This is a genomic window from Streptomyces sp. PSU-S4-23, assembly GCF_055632315.1.
Map to the genome: position 1 here is coordinate 4,413,847 of NZ_JBVMUU010000002.1, position 17,630 is coordinate 4,431,476.

At 70.7% G+C, this 17,630-nt stretch carries 10 protein-coding genes; 6 read left to right on the top strand and 4 right to left on the bottom strand.

The genetic code is table 11. The annotated features are described in order from the left end of the window. Positions 1–60: 60 nt before the first annotated feature. A complete protein-coding gene (locus ACZ79I_RS20185) occupies positions 61–1,428 on the bottom strand; it encodes a YibE/F family protein (protein ID WP_471498898.1) in 1,368 nt (455 codons plus the stop codon). Between the two features lie 221 nt (positions 1,429–1,649). Here ACZ79I_RS20185 and thiC point away from each other — a divergent pair, with 221 nt between their 5' ends. Both thiC and ACZ79I_RS20195 read left to right on the top strand, forming a co-directional pair. Further along, positions 1,650–3,452, top strand: a complete 1,803-nt coding sequence (gene thiC / locus ACZ79I_RS20190) for a phosphomethylpyrimidine synthase ThiC (RefSeq protein ID WP_471498899.1) — start codon at positions 1,650–1,652, stop codon at positions 3,450–3,452. A 197-nt stretch (positions 3,453–3,649) separates the two neighbouring features. Beyond that, a complete protein-coding gene (locus ACZ79I_RS20195; protein ID WP_471498900.1) occupies positions 3,650–5,989 on the top strand; it encodes a SpoIIE family protein phosphatase in 2,340 nt (779 codons plus the stop codon). A gap of 147 nt (positions 5,990–6,136) precedes the next feature. Here the strand turns inward: ACZ79I_RS20195 and ACZ79I_RS20200 are convergent, their stop codons facing one another. From ACZ79I_RS20200 to ACZ79I_RS20210, 3 genes are all read right to left on the bottom strand, one after another. Further along, positions 6,137–7,003, bottom strand: coding sequence for a hypothetical protein (locus ACZ79I_RS20200; protein WP_471498901.1), 867 nt, complete (start codon positions 7,001–7,003; stop codon positions 6,137–6,139). Positions 7,004–7,196: 193 nt separating this feature from the next. After that, entirely contained in the window at positions 7,197–8,306 is a 1,110-nt protein-coding gene (locus tag ACZ79I_RS20205; RefSeq protein ID WP_471498902.1) for a metallophosphoesterase, read from the bottom strand. Between the two features lie 232 nt (positions 8,307–8,538). Further along, positions 8,539–9,651 carry a LacI family DNA-binding transcriptional regulator gene (locus ACZ79I_RS20210; protein ID WP_471498903.1) on the bottom strand — a complete coding sequence of 371 codons (1,113 nt, stop codon included), beginning with the start codon at positions 9,649–9,651 and terminating at the stop codon, positions 8,539–8,541. A gap of 443 nt (positions 9,652–10,094) precedes the next feature. Here ACZ79I_RS20210 and hisC point away from each other — a divergent pair, with 443 nt between their 5' ends. The 4 genes from hisC (at position 10,095) to cydD (ending at position 17,624) form a co-directional block, all read left to right on the top strand. Continuing rightward, the gene (hisC, locus tag ACZ79I_RS20215) at positions 10,095–11,174 is read left to right on the top strand and encodes a histidinol-phosphate transaminase (RefSeq protein WP_471498904.1); all 1,080 of its coding nucleotides are present in this window, start codon (positions 10,095–10,097) and stop codon (positions 11,172–11,174) included. Between the two features lie 233 nt (positions 11,175–11,407). Then, positions 11,408–12,916 carry a cytochrome ubiquinol oxidase subunit I gene (locus ACZ79I_RS20220; RefSeq protein ID WP_471498905.1) on the top strand — a complete coding sequence of 503 codons (1,509 nt, stop codon included), beginning with the start codon at positions 11,408–11,410 and terminating at the stop codon, positions 12,914–12,916. Between the two features lie 20 nt (positions 12,917–12,936). Then, positions 12,937–13,944, top strand: coding sequence for a cytochrome d ubiquinol oxidase subunit II (cydB, locus tag ACZ79I_RS20225; RefSeq protein WP_471498906.1), 1,008 nt, complete (start codon positions 12,937–12,939; stop codon positions 13,942–13,944). 98 nt (positions 13,945–14,042) lie between these two features. Continuing rightward, the gene (gene cydD / locus ACZ79I_RS20230) at positions 14,043–17,624 is read left to right on the top strand and encodes a thiol reductant ABC exporter subunit CydD (protein WP_471505101.1); all 3,582 of its coding nucleotides are present in this window, start codon (positions 14,043–14,045) and stop codon (positions 17,622–17,624) included. Positions 17,625–17,630 lie beyond the last annotated feature (6 nt).

Consider the following 17,630-nt stretch of genomic DNA (forward strand, 5'->3'; position numbering starts at 1 on the left):
GCCGTAACGCTTCTGCAGGGCCCTCTCCAGGGCGCGGTGGACCCCGGGCGCACGGCGACCTCAGTGCCTGCGGCGGCGGCCCCGTCCCCCGCGGGCGGGCGCCGCGGTCCGGGCGGCCGGGACGGTGGCCGGGCGGTCCGCCGAGACCACGAGGGCGGCAAGCGCCGTGGTCACCGGCACCGAGGCGACCAGACCGATCGAGCCGACGAGGGTCCGTACGATCTCCTCGGCGACCAGCTCGCTGTCGGCGACCGTGACGACGCTGCTCTGCGCGATCGAGAAGAGCAGCAGCAGGGGCAGGGCGGCACCCGCATAGGCCAGGACGAGCGTGTTGACGACCGAGGCGATGTGGTCGCGGCCGATGCGGATGGCCGCCCGGTACAGACCGCGCCAGCCCATCGACGGATTGGCCTCGTGCAGCTCCCACACCGCGGAGGTCTGCGTCACCGTCACGTCGTCGAGGACACCCAGGGAGCCGATGATGACGCCGGCCAGCAGCAGACCGCTCATGTCGATCGACGGGTACAGGCCGTGGATCAGACCGGTGTTGTCGTCCGTGTTGCCGGTCAGCGCCGCCCAGCCGATGAACCATGAGCCCAGCACACCGATCAGCGACAGGGAGATGAGCGTGCCGAGCACCGCCACGGAGGTGCGGGCCGAGAGGCCGTGGCACATGTAGAGGGCGATCAGCATGATGGCGCTGGACCCGACCACGGCCACGAGCAGCGGATTCGAGCCCTGCAGGATCGCGGGCAGGATGAACAGGCTCAGCAGCAGGAAGCTGGCCGCCAGCGCGACGAGCGCCATCACGCCACGCATCCGGCCCACGACCACCACGGCGACGGCGAAGAGGCCGGCGAGCAGCGCCATGGGGAACGAGCGGTTCACGTCGGTCACCGAGTACTGCAGGTCCTTGGGCGCGGAGGGTTCGTACGCGACCACGACCTTCTCGCCCTGATGCAACTGCCGTGACTGGTCGGGCTGGACTATCTCCGTGAAGGTACGGCCCTTGTCCCTGCCGGTGTCGACGCGCACCGTCGCCTTGTGGCAGGCGCCCTTGGGCTCCTGCAGAACGGAGGAGCCCGCGGCGGCGGAGGTGTCACCGGTCGGTGCGCCCCCCGAGGCGTTCACGGACCCGCAGTCCAACGCCACCACCTTGGTGACCGTGGCCTGCTGGGACTGCCGGTCGAAGCCGACGCCGGTGCGCTTGTGCGAGGGGACACCGTCGGGCCACAGCACCACGAGACCGATCGCGACCGCCACGGTGAACGGGATCAGGATCGCGGCGATGACTCGGCGCAGATGGTGCGACACGGGGGCGGCGGGGCCGTGTCCGTGGCTGTGGGAATGGCCGTGTCCGTCGGCGGGGCCATGGCCGTGGGGCGGCTCGGGGGGCAGGGACGGAGGCGGGTGCTGTGTCGTGGTCACGGACCGAATCATCGCAAGAGCGGGTGAGGCCCACTGTTCAGCTTGCCCGAAGAGACGCTAGCGTGAGACCACCTTTGCACACGCGGGAGCTCGGAGCACCGGGCTGAGAGGGCGCTGACCTCCGCAGACGCGATGTTTCACGTGGAACATCGGCGGGCGGACACCGCTGCGTCGACCGCTGAACCTGTTACCGGGTAATGCCGGCGTAGGGAGTAGGTCTCATGACCATCAAGGACGCACGCACGCCTGCCTCCGTTCAGGAAGACCAGTCCCAGGAGGTCCGGAAGTCCATCGGCTGGCACAAGGGGTATGTCGAGGGCTCGCGCTCCGACCTCCGGGTGCCGGTCCGTCAGGTGCATCTCACCAACGGGCAGTCGGTCACCCTGTACGACACCTCGGGCCCGTACACCGATCCACTCGTCGAGACCGATGTCCGCAGGGGCCTGGCGCCGCTGCGGGAGAACTGGATCGTCGCCCGCGGTGACACCGAGGAGTACGCGGGCCGTCCCGTCCGTCCCGAGGACGACGGGATCAGGCACACCTCGCCCCGTGGGGGGCTGCGCAACCTCGACGCGGTGTTCCCGGGCCGGCCGCGTCAGCCGCGCCGCGGCCGCGACGGGCAGGCGGTGACACAGCTCGCGTACGCACGCCGGGGGGAGATCACCCCGGAGATGGAGTTCGTGGCGATCCGGGAGAATGTTTCCCCTGAGGTCGTCCGCGAGGAGGTCGCGGCGGGCCGTGCGGTCCTCCCCGCCAACGTCAACCACCCGGAGAGCGAGCCGATGATCATCGGCAAGCGGTTCCTGGTGAAGGTCAACGCCAACATCGGCAACTCCGCGGTGACGTCCTCCATCGAGGAGGAGGTCGAGAAGATGACCTGGGCGACCCGCTGGGGTGCCGACACGGTCATGGACCTGTCCACCGGCCGCAACATCCACACCACCCGCGAGTGGGTGCTGCGCAACTCCCCCGTGCCGATCGGCACGGTGCCGCTCTACCAGGCCCTCGAAAAGGTCGACGGGAAGGCCGAGGAGCTGACCTGGGAGATCTACAAGGACACGGTCATCGAGCAGGCCGAACAGGGCGTGGACTACATGACGGTCCACGCGGGCGTTCGCCTGGCGTATGTGCCGCTGACCGCGAACCGCAAGACCGGCATCGTGTCGCGGGGCGGCTCGATCATGGCGGCGTGGTGCCTCGCGCACCACAAGGAGTCCTTCCTGTACGAGAACTTCGAGGAACTGTGCGAGATCCTCGCGGCCTACGACGTCACGTACTCGCTGGGCGACGGCCTGCGGCCGGGCTCGATCGCGGACGCCAACGACGAGGCGCAGTTCGCGGAACTGAGGACTCTCGGGGAACTCAACCGTATCGCCAGGCGTTTCCACGTGCAGACCATGATCGAGGGCCCGGGACACGTCCCGATGCACAAGATCAAGGAGAACATCGACCTGCAGCAGGAGATCTGCGATGAGGCTCCGTTCTATACGCTCGGCCCGCTGACGACGGACGTCGCGCCGGCGTACGACCACATCACCTCCGGCATCGGTGCCGCGATGATCGCCTGGTGGGGCACGGCCATGCTCTGCTACGTCACACCCAAGGAGCACCTGGGCCTGCCCGACCGCGACGACGTCAAGACCGGCGTCATCACCTACAAGATCGCGGCTCATGCGGCCGACCTCGCCAAGGGGCATCCCGGTGCCCAGGACTGGGACGACGCGCTGTCCGACGCGCGCTTCGAGTTCCGCTGGGAGGACCAGTTCAACCTGGCCCTCGACCCGGACACGGCCCGGGACTTCCACGACGAGACGCTCCCGGCGGAGCCGGCCAAGACGGCCCACTTCTGCTCGATGTGCGGACCGAAGTTCTGCTCGATGAAGATCAGCCACAGCATCACGGAGCGGTTCGGAGGCGAGCGGGCCGACGGCGCCACGGCCGACGACATCGCCGAGGGGATGCTGCGGAAGTCGAAGGAGTTCGCGGCGAGCGGGAACCGGCTCTATCTGCCCCTGGCCGAGTAGCCGCGGCTGGAGCCGGCGTGCCCCCGGATCCCTGGAAATCCGGGATCCCTGGAATCTGGGAGTCCTGGAATCCGGGAGCCTGGAACCCTCTGGTGCATCGCCGGCTCCACCGAGTGCTCCGCTGATCGGCGTAGCTCTGGGGCGAGCGAGCCTGCCGTCCGGACGGGGAGGGCAAGGATGCGCCGGAGGTGCTTGCGATGGCTGGCGGCGACGTGCTCATGCTCGTCGATGAGAGCGGGCGGGTGCTCGAGTGGCGGCGTCCGGCCGAGGAGCGGTTCGGATGGTCCGCCGAGGAGGCCGTGGGCCGTCCCGTGGCAGCGCTCATGCACGAGGCCGTGGCCGGTGACGCATGGCGCCGGGAAAGGTTCGCGGACCTCCCCCCGGTGCTGGTGAAGCCCGTACTGCGGGATGCCTCGGTGGGCTGGGAGGTGTTCGCGGCGGCGGACACCGCGACGGGGCAGGACGTGGCGATCCTGAGGGCGATGTTCACGCAGTCCCCGGTGGGCCTGCACGTGCTCGACGACCAGCTGCGCGTGGTCCGCATGAACACCGCGACGCGCGCCCTGCACGACAGGCCGGTCGGGCATCTGCTCGGCCGGCGTTTCACCGAGGCGTACGGCCTTGAGAACGCCGAAGAGGAGGAGGCACTGGCGCACGAGGTCCTGGAGACCGGCGAGGCGGTGGTGAACCGGCTCGTCCGGGGCGTCCACGGCCCGAGCCGGCCCAGACGGCGCACCTACTCGGTGTCCTTGATCCGCCTGGAGAACGCCCGCGGAGAGGTGCTGGGTCTGGTGGCCTCGGCCGTCGACGTCACCGAGCGGGAGAACGCACGGTGGCGCCTGGCCGTCCTGGACAGGGTCCGCACCCAGGTGGGACAGCGGCTGGACGTCATCGCCGTCTGCGAGGAGTTCGTCGGCGCGGTCGTCCCGTCCTTCTCCGGCATCGCGGTGGTCGAGGTGATCGAGGACGTGGTCCGCGGGGAGGAGCCTCCGCCGGCCCCCGTGCACCGGGACGTCCTGCTGCGCCGGGCCGCCTTCCGGGGCCGCATGTCGGCCCACCCGGTCGGTGATGTGCGCCGGCTGCCCTACGGCACCCCGTTCTCACGGGTGCTGTCCGACCTCAGGCCGCGTCTGGTCTCCGTGGAGGAGGACAGCCGGTGGCTCGCCGCGGACCCGGCCCGGGCCGAGGCCATCCGGCGTTCCGGTGCTCACTCCCTGATCGTGGTCCCCCTGGCCCTGCGCGGTGCGGCGCTGGGCGTGGTGAGCTTCTACCGCCACGAGGCCGAGGACCCTTTCGGGGAAGAAGAGGTCGCATTGGCGTCCGACGTGTGCGCGCACGCGGCGCTGTGCATCGACAACGCCCGCAGGTACACCCGCGAGCGGACGATCGCCGCGACGGTCCAGCGCCGGCTCCTGCCCCAAGGGGCCGGAGACCGGACCACCGTGGACGTCTGCCAGCTGCACCTTCCGGGTCTCGAGGGCGGAGGGGCCTGGTTCGACGTGATCTCGCTGCCCGGGGCACGGACCGCGCTGATCGTGGGCGATGTCGCCGGACGAGGCATGGCAGCGGCCACCACGATGGGGCAGCTGCGGACGGTCATCCACTCCCTGGCCGCCCTGGACCTGCAGCCGGACGAGCTGCTGGCCCGCCTGAACGACACCGCCGTCCGTCTCGCCGCCGAGCGCGCCGCGCTGCCTCCCGGGGACCCCCTGCACCGCGAACCGCTCAGCGCCGACTGCCTGATCGCCGTCTACGACCCTGTCGAACTGACGTGTACGATCGCCCGCGCCGGGCTCGCGGAGCCCGTCGCCGTCTTCCCGGACGCCACCTCGGAGACCCTGCCCGTTCCGCCGGGCCCTCTGCTCGCCGGAACCGGCAACGCCCCGTTCCCCGCGACGACGGTCGCTCTTCCCGGCGGAAGCACCCTCGCGATGGGCACGTCCACGCTCGCGGAGGAGGTACTGGCGCCGTCCGGCGCTCTGCGCCCGCTCCTGGACCGTGGCGGCGGCCAGCCCGTCACGGACCTGTGCGACACCATCGCGTACGCCATGAGGGACCGTGACGCGGCGCACGAGACGGTCATGCTGCTCACCCACGTGAAGGCGTTGCCGAAGGACCGGATCCTGACCGTCCCGCTGCCGATGGACCCGGAGGCCGCCCCGATCGCCCGGGCGGCGGTGCGGCGCCGGCTGGAGGGCTGGGGCACGGACGAGGAAACCGCGTTCACCACGGAGCTCATCGTCAGCGAACTGGTCGGCAACGCGGTCCGCCACGGGGCGCCGCCCCTCCGGCTGCGGCTGATCTGCGACCGCATGCTGACCTGCGAAGTGAGCGACGCGGCGACCAGCGCTCCCCGTGTGCAGCACGCCCGTACCGTCGACGAGACGGGACGAGGGCTCTTCATCATCGCGACCCTCGCCACCCAGTGGGGGACGCGCTACCACGTACAGGGCAAGACGATCTGGGCGGAGCTGCCGGCGGAAGCGTCACAGCGGGACGTCTTCGTCGTCGCGTCGCCCGGTGAGGTGAGGACATGAGGACATGAGGGAGCGCCGGCGCGCGCGCCGGCACACGCCGCAGACACCGGTACCGTCCCCCGTGGACGGCCCGGTGTGCGACGTCCTCACGTCCGACGCCTCCCGGACCCGGTGTCCGAGGACCGCGGCGGCCGGAGGCCGCCCCCGTCACTCCGGCCGGTGCTCCGGCCCCCCGAAGTCCGGGCTGGTGAAGTCCGGGCTGGAGAAGCTGGGGCGCGGTCCCGCGGCGGGGCCGCTGTCGGGGCTGCTGAAGCCCGGGCGGTCGTAGCCGAGGTGCGGTATACGGCTGGGCGTCGTTTCCGGGGTCTTCCGGCTCATCGCGGCCGCGCCCGGATCGGCGAGCGCGTCGCGCAGGAACGGCAGGATGCCGCGCTCCAGCAGGGCCTCGCGCCAGGCATCCCTGGCGCGGGCCACCTCCGCCGTCAACTCGCCCCCGGACCCCTCCTCATGTGCGGAGGAGCCGTTGCGCAGAGCGGTGAGCAGGAGGCCGACCGCGGCGACCAGTATCGCCGCCGCGGTCACCGCACCGAAGACCCACCCGGTGGTCAGGAGGGTCCGGGCGAACGCCTGGCGCGGGTTGACCATCCTGAGGATGTAGCCCACGAGCAGGAAGATCGCCGCGGCGGCACCGGCGAGGAAGGGGGCGAGCACCGCGACGACGGCGCCGGCCCCGGCGCTCGCGGCGGCCTCTCCCACGGCGGCGGCGAGCCCCAGCCCGTCCGGGTCCGGCCCCGTGGAGCCGACGGCGTCCTCCTGGACGGGCGGGGTGGACTGCGCCGGCCGGCGCAGTTCCTCGCGCACCTTCACGTAGTAGTGGTACTCGGTGGCCGCCGCCGCGGTGATCAGGGCGGTGGCGTTCAGCGCCATGGTGCGCAGCTGTTCGGGGTTGAGCCGCTGTCCCACGGCGGTCAGGTCCGGGCGGTGTGGTGCGGAGCGCAGCGCCTCATCGAGGATCCGCTCGTAGTCCTGGCGGTCCTCGCTCATCAGGTGCTGCGGAACGCTGTTCATGTGCATCCCCCGATGCTCCGTAGGGCTTGGGGCTCGGCATGCTGACGAGCCGTCGGGCAGAAACGGAGGGGAGCCTGCTACGGATAAGCCGATGGTAGAGCGGTGACGGCACACGGTGACAGGGGGTTTCCGGAAATTGCCCCATGCCTGCGCCGTTCCCCGCCGGTCCCTCGCCGGGGGATCGCTACCCGGTGAACGTTCAGGAAGCCATGGGAAGTTGCTGGACCAGCAGCTTTCCGGCCATGGTCACTCCGCCGTCCATCGCGATCGCCAGCCCGTCCGCGTAGACGTGCGGTCCCTCGACCACCGGGCCCGCGCCGTCCTCGCCGTCCTCGGAGCCGACCTCGCCCAGGAGGTACGGAATGGGGCTGTGGCCGTGGACGACGCGACTGCCGCCGTAGGTGTCCAGGAGGGACCGTACGGCGTTGGCTCCGCCCTCGTCGCGGAAGGCGAAGCGCTTCGTGAACTTCCTGAAGAGGTCCCACACCTCGTCCGCGTCGTTGCGCGTGAGCGTCTCCCGGACGGTGTCGTTGACCGCCTCGATGGAGTCGCCGTAGTCGAGGTAGGCGGTGGTGTCCGAGTGGACCAGCAGATGCCCGTCGACCTCCACGAGCGCGTCCAGGCGGGCCATCCACTGCAGATGGTGGTCCTGGAGCCGGTCCATGTCGGTCTTCTGGCCGCCGTTGAGCAGCCAGGCCGCCTGGAAGGTGGCGGTGCCGGCCCCGGAGTTGACGGGCGTGTCGCCGAACCGCTTCGCGCCGAGCAGCAGCAGTTCGTGGTTGCCCATGAGCGCCTTGCAGTAGCCGCCGGCCGCGGCCGCCTCCGCCGACAGCCGCATCACCAGGTCGATGACGCCGATGCCGTCGGGCCCCCGGTCGGTGAAGTCGCCCAGGAACCACAGCCGCGTCGTGCCCGCCGACCAGCGGCCCGCCGCATCGACGAGCCCCTTCTCCCGGAGCGCCGCCATCAACTGGTCGAGGTAGCCGTGGACGTCCCCGACGACGAACAGCGGACCGGGTCCGTCGGCGGGCTGCGGGGCGGGTGCCGCCGCGGGGTCGACGGTCACCTGGAGCGTGTCACCGCGGTTGATGACCGGGAGGTCCCGTTCGGTGGGGGTGTACGCGGCGGAGTACTCCTGGGGGTACCCCTCCGGTGCCTCGCCGGGGCCGGGGACCTCGCTCGGGGGCGTGCTCTGCGGGTAGGGACCGGTCTCGTGGACGTAAGCGGGCACCCGGAAGTCGCGCAACGTAGCCGTCCGCTCCACCTCGGGTCCCTGACCGGCCCCCTGAGTCATCGACCCCTCCACCATCGCGCCGCATCTGCACCGCATCGGACTGCCTGGTCGCAGCGGCCCGCGGTGTCGTGCGCCCATCATAGGAATGCGGATCGCGCCATGTGATGACCCAGGGGTGGTGAATCGGGAGAGACCCCGGTCCACTGAGGCTTTCGCCCTGATTGGGCGGGGCTCGTGCCCCTGGGGCGCGGAGCCTTCCACGGCCGGCCGCGGGCAGCCGGTGCGTCACCCGCGGGTCACCGGCGGGCTACCTCCCTTCGGGCGACCGGGGAGGGCTGATCGTGGTACGGGGCGAGCGCCGCTCGGACGATGTGCGCACGATCAGTTCCGTCGGTATCACCTGCTCGACCGGCTGGTCCGAGTCCACCCCCTCGATGGCGTCGATGAGGAGCTGGACCACCGCGGTGCCGATTCGGCGCGGCTTCAGCGAGAGGGTGGTGACGGGCGGTTCGGTGTTGGCGTACACGGTGGACTCGCTGCAGCAGACGAGCAGCAGGTCGTCGGGGACGCGCAGTCCGTAGCGGCGGGCGGCGGCCAGCAGGTCGGTGCCGTTCGGGTCGAAGAGCCCGTAGACGGCGTCGGGGCGGTCGGGGCGGGCCAGCAGCCGGTCGGCGGCGACGGCGCCCGCGCAGGGGTCGTGGGCCGGGTACGCCTCGTAGACGGGGTCCTGCCCCACGCGCTCGCACCAGTTCAGGTACGCGGTCGTGGACAGGTGCGTGTAGGTGTCGGTCGTGGTTCCGGTCAGCAGTCCGATCCGGCGGGCGCCCGCCTCGGCCAGGTGGTCGAGGATGCCCAGGACCGCGGCCTCGTGGTCGTTGTCGACCCACGCGGTGACCGGGAGCGAGCCGGCCGGGCGGCCGTCCGAGACGACCGGTAATCCCTGCCGGACCAGTTCGCTGACCACGGGGTCCTGGTCGGACGGATCGATGACGACCGTGCCGTCCAGGGCGACGTTCGACCACACGTCGTGGCGTGAGGTCGCGGGGAGGATGACCAGGGCGTAGCCCCGGGCGAGCGCGGCCGAGGTGGCGGCTCTGGCCATCTCCGCGAAGTACGCGAACTCGGTGAAGGTGAAAGGTTCATCCCCGTACGTGGTCACGGTCAGGCCGATCAGCCCCGACTTGCCCGTACGGAGGGTGCGGGCCGCGGCCGAGGGCCGGTAGCCCAGCCGGTCGGCGACCTCGCGGACGTGGCGTCGGGTGGCGTCCGGCAGCCGCCCCTTGCCGTTGAGGGCGTCGGAGACGGTCGTGATGGAGACCCCGGCGGCGGCCGCCACGTCTCTGATGCCCGCCCGGCCCGGCCGGCTGCCTCGGCGGGAGGTTTCCGCGCGGCTCACCTGGTGCTTCCCTGCTGCTGTCATGGCGAGCCGATAGTAGGGCTCATGCGGTGGGGTAGTGCGGACGCATATGCACTCATTGAGAGGCACGTTTCTGCATGGTCAATGGCCTCCAAATGCCTTGCAATGCAAGGGACTTGAGTGATGCAAGGGCAGTACGTGACTTGTCGGCCCGCAGAAGCCTGCCAAGGTCGCGATATTGCGAAGAGGTCTCAACTCACCTTCACGAGGGATGCGCGCCACGGCGTGAGCCACCGGCGCGCGTGGCGACGGGCGACGCGCCCCTCGATTCATGCGCCTACTTACGGTGATGCGCCCGGGTTCGTTCCGTGATGGCCCGGGTTTCTTCCGTGATGTCCCCGGAGGTTGTCCACAGCCCATTCGCAGCGACGCCGAATCCTCATAAGGTGAGAAGCATTGGAAGCCGGTGGCCGTCATGAGCCGGTGGTTGCGCGAGGAGGACTGCGGTGAGCGAGACGAGCCCGAGGCTGCGTGCCGAGCTGGAGGGTATCCCCACCTACAAGCCGGGCAAGCCTGCCGCTGCCGGTGGCCCGGCGGCCTACAAACTGTCCTCGAACGAGAATCCGTACCCGCCGCTGCCGGGCGTGTTGGAGAGCGTGACCGCGGCGGCCGCGTCCTTCAACCGCTACCCGGACATGGCGTGCTCGGGCCTGATGCGCGAGCTGTCGGAGCGCTTCGGGGTGCCCCAGTCCCACCTCTCGACGGGCACCGGATCGGTCGGGGTCGCCCAGCAGCTGCTGCAGGCCACCAGCGGCCCGGGCGACGAGGTGATCTACGCCTGGCGGTCCTTCGAGGCGTACCCGATCATCACGCAGATCAGCGGTGCGACATCGGTGCAGGTGCCGCTGACCCCGGGAGACGTGCACGACCTGGATGCGATGGCGGACGCGATCACCGACCGGACCCGGCTGATCTTCGTCTGCAATCCCAACAACCCGACCGGCACCGTGGTGCGCCGGGCGGAGCTGGAGCGCTTCCTCGACCGGGTGCCGGCCGATGTGCTGGTGGTGCTGGACGAGGCGTACCGGGAGTTCAACCGTGACGTCCAGGTACCGGACGGCACAGAGCTGTACCGCGAGCGGCCGAACGTCTGTGTGCTGCGCACCTTCTCCAAGGCGTACGGCCTCGCCGGGCTGCGCGTCGGCTTCGCGATCGCCCATGAGCCGGTGGCCGCGGCGCTGCGCAAGACGGCGGTTCCGTTCGGGGTGAGCCAGTTGGCGCAGGAGGCGGCGATCGCCTCCCTGCGAGCGGAGGACGAGCTGATCGGCCGGGTCGGCTCGCTGGTGTGCGAGCGCACGCGGGTGCTGGACGCGCTGCGCGCCCAGGGCTGGAAGGTGCCCGACAGCCAGGCGAACTTCGTCTGGCTGCGGCTGGGGGAGCGCACGGTCGACTTCGCCGCCGCCTGCGAGCAGGCCGGCGTGGTCGTGCGGCCCTTCCCGGGCGAAGGGGTGCGGGTGACGATCGGTGAGACCGAGGCGAACGACATCTTCGTGAAGGTGGCGGAGGCGTTCCACAGGGAGCTCTAGCCCCCGTCGGTCCGCTCCCGGAGCGCATCGCCGCACCGCGCGGTCACGACCCGGGGCCTGTCGGCCCCGGGTTTGGTACCCCCCTGCCCTCTCAGCGTCTGAACTCATGGGTAATAATGCCTTGTGAATGTGAACGCGTTCACAAGCGCGAGGCGCTTTGCTCCTGTGACGTGCGTGCCACCGGGGCCGGGACGTCCGCGTGATTCGGCGACGTAAGGAAAGGAGGGGGCGACGTGGACCTGGCTTTGGCGCCGGAAACGTTGGCTCGGTGGCAGTTCGGCATCACCACCGTCTACCACTTTCTGTTCGTCCCGCTGACGATCTCGCTTGCCGCCCTGACGGCAGGCCTCCAGACCGCCTGGGTGCGAACGGAGAAGGAGAAGTACCTCAGGGCGACGAAGTTCTGGGGCAAGCTCTTCCTGATCAACATTGCGATGGGTGTCGTCACCGGCATCGTCCAGGAGTTCCAGTTCGGTATGAACTGGTCCGACTACTCGCGCTTCGTCGGTGACATCTTCGGTGCGCCGCTGGCGTTCGAGGCTCTCATCGCCTTCTTCTTCGAGTCCACCTTCATCGGACTGTGGATCTTCGGCTGGGACAAGTTGCCGAAGAAGCTCCATCTCGCCTGCATGTGGATGGTCGCCATCGGCACCATCCTGTCGGCGTACTTCATCCTCGCGGCCAACTCCTGGATGCAGCACCCCGTCGGCTACCGCTTCAACAAGGCGAAGGGGCGCGCGGAGCTCACCGACTTCTGGCACGTCCTGACCCAGAACACCGTGCTCACCCAGGTCTTCCACACCCTGTCGGCGGCCTTCCTCACGGGTGGCGCGTTCATGGTCGGCATCGCCGCCTACTTCCTGCTGCGCAAGAAGCACGTGGCCGTGATGAAGACCTCGCTGCGGCTCGGCCTGGTGACCGTCATCATCGCCGGGCTGCTCACCACCATCAGCGGCGACCTTCTCGGCAAGGTCATGTTCAAGCAGCAGCCGATGAAGATGGCCGCCGCCGAGGCGCTCTGGGACGGCCAGAACTCCGCGCCGTTCTCGATCTTCGCCTACGGAGATGTCAGCAAGGGCCACAACAGCGTCGAACTGTCCGTCCCCGGCCTGCTGTCCTTCCTCGCCAACGACGACACGAGCTCCTACGTCCCCGGCATCAACGACACCAACCAGGCCGAGCAGCAGAAGTACGGCGCCGGCGACTACCGCCCCATCATCCCCGTCACCTTCTGGTCCTTCCGCTGGATGATCGGCTTCGGCATGGCCTCCTTCGCCATCGGCCTGGCCGGACTCTGGCTCACCCGCAAGAAGTTCATGCTGCCGCAGCACCTGCGCGTCGGTGAGGACGAGGTGCCGCATCTGGTCCTCTTCAAGCAGAAGGCACTCGGCCCGACGCTCACGACGTGGTACTGGCGCATCGCGATCCTGACCCTGGCGTTCCCGCTCATCGCCAACTCCTGGGGCTGGATCTTCACCGAGATGGGCCGGCAGCCGTGGGTCGTCTACGGCGTGCTGCGCACCAGTGACGCCGTCTCCCCCGGTGTCTCCCAGGGCGAGGTCATCACCTCGATGACCGTGTTCACGCTGCTCTACGCGATCTTGGCCGTCATCGAGGTCAAGCTGCTCGTGAAGTACGTCAAGGCGGGACCGCCCGAGCTGACCGAGGCGGATCTCAACCCGCCCACCAGGATCGGCGGCGACTCCCAGGACGCCGACAAGCCGATGGCCTTCTCCTACTAGGCCGAGGGAGCGCTGACAACATGCAACTTCACGACGTCTGGTTCGTCCTCATCGCGGTTCTCTGGATCGGGTACTTCTTCCTGGAGGGCTTCGACTTCGGGGTCGGCATCCTCACCAGGCTGCTGGCTCGAAGCCGCCCGGAGAAGCGCGTGCTGATCAATACGATCGGCCCCGTCTGGGACGGCAACGAGGTGTGGCTGCTCACCGCGGGCGGCGCGACCTTCGCCGCGTTCCCCGAGTGGTACGCGACCCTCTTCTCCGGTTTCTATCTGCCGCTGCTGATCATCCTGGTCTCCCTGATCGTGCGCGGTGTGGCCTTCGAGTACCGGGCCAAGCGGTCCGAGGAACGCTGGCAGCGCAACTGGGAGACCGCGCTGTTCTGGACCTCGCTGATCCCGGCGTTCCTGTGGGGCGTGGCCTTCGGCAACATCGTGCGCGGTGTCAAGATCGACCGGCATCTGGAGTACGCGGGTACCTTCTGGGATCTGCTGAACCCGTTCGCGCTGCTCGGCGGTCTGGTGACGCTCAGCCTGTTCACCTTCCACGGGGCGGTGTTCACAGCGCTGAAGACCGTCGGCGACATCCGTGAGCGGGCACGGAAGCTGGCGCTGAGGGTGGGGCTGGTGACCGCCGTGCTGGCGCTGCTTTTCCTCGCCTGGGCGCAGATCGACCAGGGCGACGGCCGGAGCCTCGTCGCCATGATCGTGGCGGTTGCCGCGCTGGTCGCGGCGCTCGTGGCGAACCAGGCGGGGCGCGAGGGCTGGTCGTTCGCGCTCTCCGGGGTCACCATCGTGGCGGCGGTCGCGATGCTCTTCCTGACGCTCTTCCCGAACGTCATGCCGTCCACGCTCAATGCCGACTGGAGCCTGACGGTGACCAACGCCTCGTCGAGCCCCTACACCCTGAAGATCATGACGTGGTGCGCCGGGATCGCGACGCCGATCGTCCTGCTCTACCAGGGCTGGACGTACTGGGTGTTCCGTAAGCGCATCGGTACGCAGCACATCGCCGCGGAAGCGGTGCACTGATTCCGGCCGGTGGGTGTGTTTCACGTGAAACACACCCACCCGGGATCGAAGAGCATGTTTCACGTGGAACGTGCTCCAGGAAGAGGGGGGTGTCCCAGGTGAAACCGATCGACCCGCGACTGCTTCGCCACGCCCGTGCCACCCGCTTCTTCCTCGCGGCCGTCGTCGGCCTCGGTGGCGTCGGAGCGGTCCTGGTCATCGCCCAGGCGATGCTGATCGCCGAAGTGGTGGTCGGTGCCTTCCAGCACCACCACTCGGTCGCCGGCCTGCGTACCCCCCTGATGCTCCTGGTGGCCGTGGCGATCGGTCGCGCGCTGGTCTCGTGGCTCACCGAGCTCGCCGCCCACCGGGCGAGCGCTGCGGTGAAGTCCGAGCTGCGGGGGCGGCTGCTGGAGCGGGCGGGGGCTCTGGGACCGGGGTGGCTGAGCGGGCAGCGGACCGGATCGCTGGTAGCCCTGGCCACGCGTGGAGTCGACGCCCTCGACGACTACTTCTCCCGCTATCTGCCCCAACTGGGCCTGGCGGTCGTCGTCCCCGTGGCCGTGCTGGCGCGGATCGTCACCGAGGACTGGGTGTCCGCGGCCGTCATCGTCGGCACGCTGCCTCTGATTCCGCTCTTCATGATGCTCATCGGCTGGGCGACGCAGGCCCAGATGGACCGCCAGTGGCGGCTGCTGTCCCGGCTGTCCGGACACTTCCTCGATGTCGTCGCGGGGCTTCCGACGCTCAAGGTGTTCGGCCGGGCCAAGGCGCAGGCCGAGTCCATCAAGCGGATCACCGGCGAGTACCGCCGGGCCACCATGCGGACACTGCGGATCGCCTTCCTGTCGTCGTTCGCGCTGGAGTTGCTGGCCACGATCTCGGTCGCGCTCGTCGCGGTGACCATCGGGATGCGGCTCGTCCATGGGGACATGGACCTGTACACCGGACTGGTCATCCTCGTCCTCGCGCCGGAGGCGTATCTGCCGTTGCGGCAGGTGGGCGCGCAGTACCACGCGGCAGCGGAGGGGCTCTCCGCTGCCGAGGAGATCTTCGCGGTGCTGGAGACGCCGGTGCCGGCCTCCGGCACACGGCGCGTTGCCGAAGGCGAGATCGCTTTCGAGGGAGTGACCGTCCGGTACTCAGGGCGGTCGTCCGACGCGGTGTCCCAGGTCTCCTTGACGGTGGAACCGGGCGAGACGGTCGCCCTCGTCGGCCCCAGCGGCGCGGGCAAGTCGACCCTGCTGAACGTTCTGCTCGGATTCGTGCGGCCCACCGAGGGGCGGGTGCGGGTCGGGGGCGTCGACCTCGGTTCGGCCGACCTGGAGGAGTGGCGCTCGCGGATCGCCTGGGTGCCGCAGCGGCCGCATCTGTACGCGGGCACCATCGCCGAGAACGTGCGGCTGGCCCGGCCGGACGCGGACGATGCGGCGGTGCGGCGCGCGCTGGTCGACGCGGGCGCGCTGGAGTTCGTGGACGCGCTGCCCGGCGGCGCCGGCACCGTGCTCGGTGAGGACGGGGCGGGTCTCTCCGCCGGTCAGCGGCAACGGCTCGCCCTGGCACGGGCCTTCCTCGCCGACCGGCCGGTGCTGCTGCTCGACGAGCCCACGGCGTCCCTCGACGGGGCGACCGAGGCGGAGGTCGTGGCGGCGGTGCGCCGGCTGGCCGTCGGACGGACGGTGCTGCTGGTGGTGCACCGGCCCGCGCTGCTCGGGGTGGCGGACCGGGTCGTACGGCTGGATGTGCGGGAGCGCGCCACGGCGAGCGTTCCCGCCCCGGCCGCGGAGGCGCCCGTACTCCGGCCCGGGACGCGGGAGAGCGCCGTACCCGCCCCCCACGACGTACTCGCCCCCGAACCCGCCTCGGAACCCGCCTCCGGCGACCCGGCGTCCGCATCGTCCGCCGAGCGGCGTGGCGATGTGCTCGCCCGGGTGCGTGCCATGGCCGGGCCCCGCCGTGGGCGGCTCGCGCTCGCGCTGCTGCTCGGCAGCCTCGCGCTCGGCAGCGCCGTCGGGCTGATGGCCACCTCCGGCTGGCTGATCTCACGCGCGTCCCAGCAGCCTCCCGTGCTGTATCTGATGGTCGCCGTGACGGCCACGCGTGCCTTCGGCATCGGGCGGGCCGTGTTCCGGTACGCGGAGCGGCTCGTGTCGCACGACGCCGTGCTGCGGATGCTCGCCGACACCCGGGTCGCCGTCTACCGCCGCCTGGAGCGGCTGGCCCCGGCCGGGCTGCGCTCGGCCCGGCGCGGCGATCTGCTCTCACGGCTGGTCGCCGACGTGGACGCGTTGCAGGACTACTGGCTGCGCTGGCTGCTGCCCGCCGGTGCGGCGCTCATGGTGTCGGCGGCCTCCGCGGGCTTCACCGCCTGGCTGCTGCCGGAGGCCGGCGCCGTCCTCGCCACCGGGCTGCTGGCGGCCGGGGCCGGCGTGCCCCTGGTGTCCGGCGCCGTGGCACGCCGCGCCGAGCGGAGACTGGCGCCGGCCCGGGGCGTGCTGGCCACCCGGGTGACCGATCTGCTCACCGGTACGGCCGAGTTGACGGTCGCCGGTGCGCTGCCCGCGCGGACCGCCGAGGCGCGCCGGGCCGACGGGGTGCTCACCCGCATCGCCGCCCGTGCCGCCGCCGCCACCGCGCTCGGCGACGGGCTCACCGCGCTGGTTTCCGGGCTGACCGTGACGGTCGCCGCCCTCGTGGGCGCGCAGGCCGTCGCCGATGGGCGGCTCGGCGGCGTGGCCATGGCCGTCGTGGTGCTCACCCCGTTGGCCGCGTTCGAGGCGGTGCTGGGACTGCCGCTCGCCGTGCAGCACCGGCAGCGGGTCCGCAGGAGCGCCGAGCGGGTCTACGAGGTGCTGGACGCCCCCGACCCCGTACGGGAACCGGAACGGCCGCGGCCGGCGCCGGCCTCCCCGTTCCCCCTCGTCGTGGACGGGCTCGCCGCCCGTCACCAGGGGCAGCACAGGGACGCCTTCACCGGCCTCGGTCTCACCCTTGACGAGGGGCGCAGGATCGCGGTCGTCGGTCCCTCCGGGTCCGGCAAGACGACCCTCGCCCAGGTGCTGCTGCGGTTCCTCGACGCGAGCGCGGGCACGTACACGCTGGGCGGCACGGACGCGTACGCCCTCGACGGCGACGACGTACGGCGTCTGGTCGGACTGTGCGCCCAGGACGCGCATCTCTTCGACAGCTCGGTGCGGGAGAACCTTCTGCTCGCGCGGAAGGATGCGAGCGAGGAGGACCTGCGCGACGTGCTCGCACGGGCGCGGCTGCTCGACTGGGCCGACGGGCTGCCCGCCGGCCTCGACACGCTGGTCGGCGAGCACGGCACCCTGCTGTCCGGGGGCCAGCGGCAGCGGCTCGCGCTGGCCCGCGCCCTGCTCGCCGACTTCCCGGTCCTCGTCCTCGACGAGCCCGCGGAACACCTCGACCTGCCGACGGCGGACGCGCTCACCACGGATCTGCTGGCGGCCACGGAGGGCCGGACGACGCTCCTGATCACCCACCGGCTGGCGGGCCTTGAGGCGGTCGACGAGGTGATCGTGCTGGTGGAGGGACAGGTGGTCCAGCGGGGCGCGTTCGCGGAACTGTCGGCGGTGGAGGGGCCGTTGCGGGAGATGGTGGAGCGGGAGGCCCGTGGGGACCTCCTGGGCGGACGGACGCCCGACGACAGCCCGATGTGTCCGGTCCTCGCCGGCGACTAGGACGGG

Bases quoted from the DNA above. Each gene is read 5' to 3' on its own strand.
- ACZ79I_RS20205 (WP_471498902.1), bottom strand. From the start codon at position 8,306: ATGGTGGAGGGGTCGATGACTCAGGGGGCCGGTCAGGGACCCGAGGTG.
- cydB (WP_471498906.1), top strand. From the start codon at position 12,937: ATGCAACTTCACGACGTCTGGTTCGTCCTCATCGCGGTTCTCTGGATC.
- ACZ79I_RS20200 (WP_471498901.1), bottom strand. From the start codon at position 7,003: ATGCACATGAACAGCGTTCCGCAGCACCTGATGAGCGAGGACCGCCAG.
- thiC (WP_471498899.1), top strand. From the start codon at position 1,650: ATGACCATCAAGGACGCACGCACGCCTGCCTCCGTTCAGGAAGACCAG.
- ACZ79I_RS20210 (WP_471498903.1), bottom strand. From the start codon at position 9,651: ATGACAGCAGCAGGGAAGCACCAGGTGAGCCGCGCGGAAACCTCCCGC.
- ACZ79I_RS20195 (WP_471498900.1), top strand. From the start codon at position 3,650: ATGGCTGGCGGCGACGTGCTCATGCTCGTCGATGAGAGCGGGCGGGTG.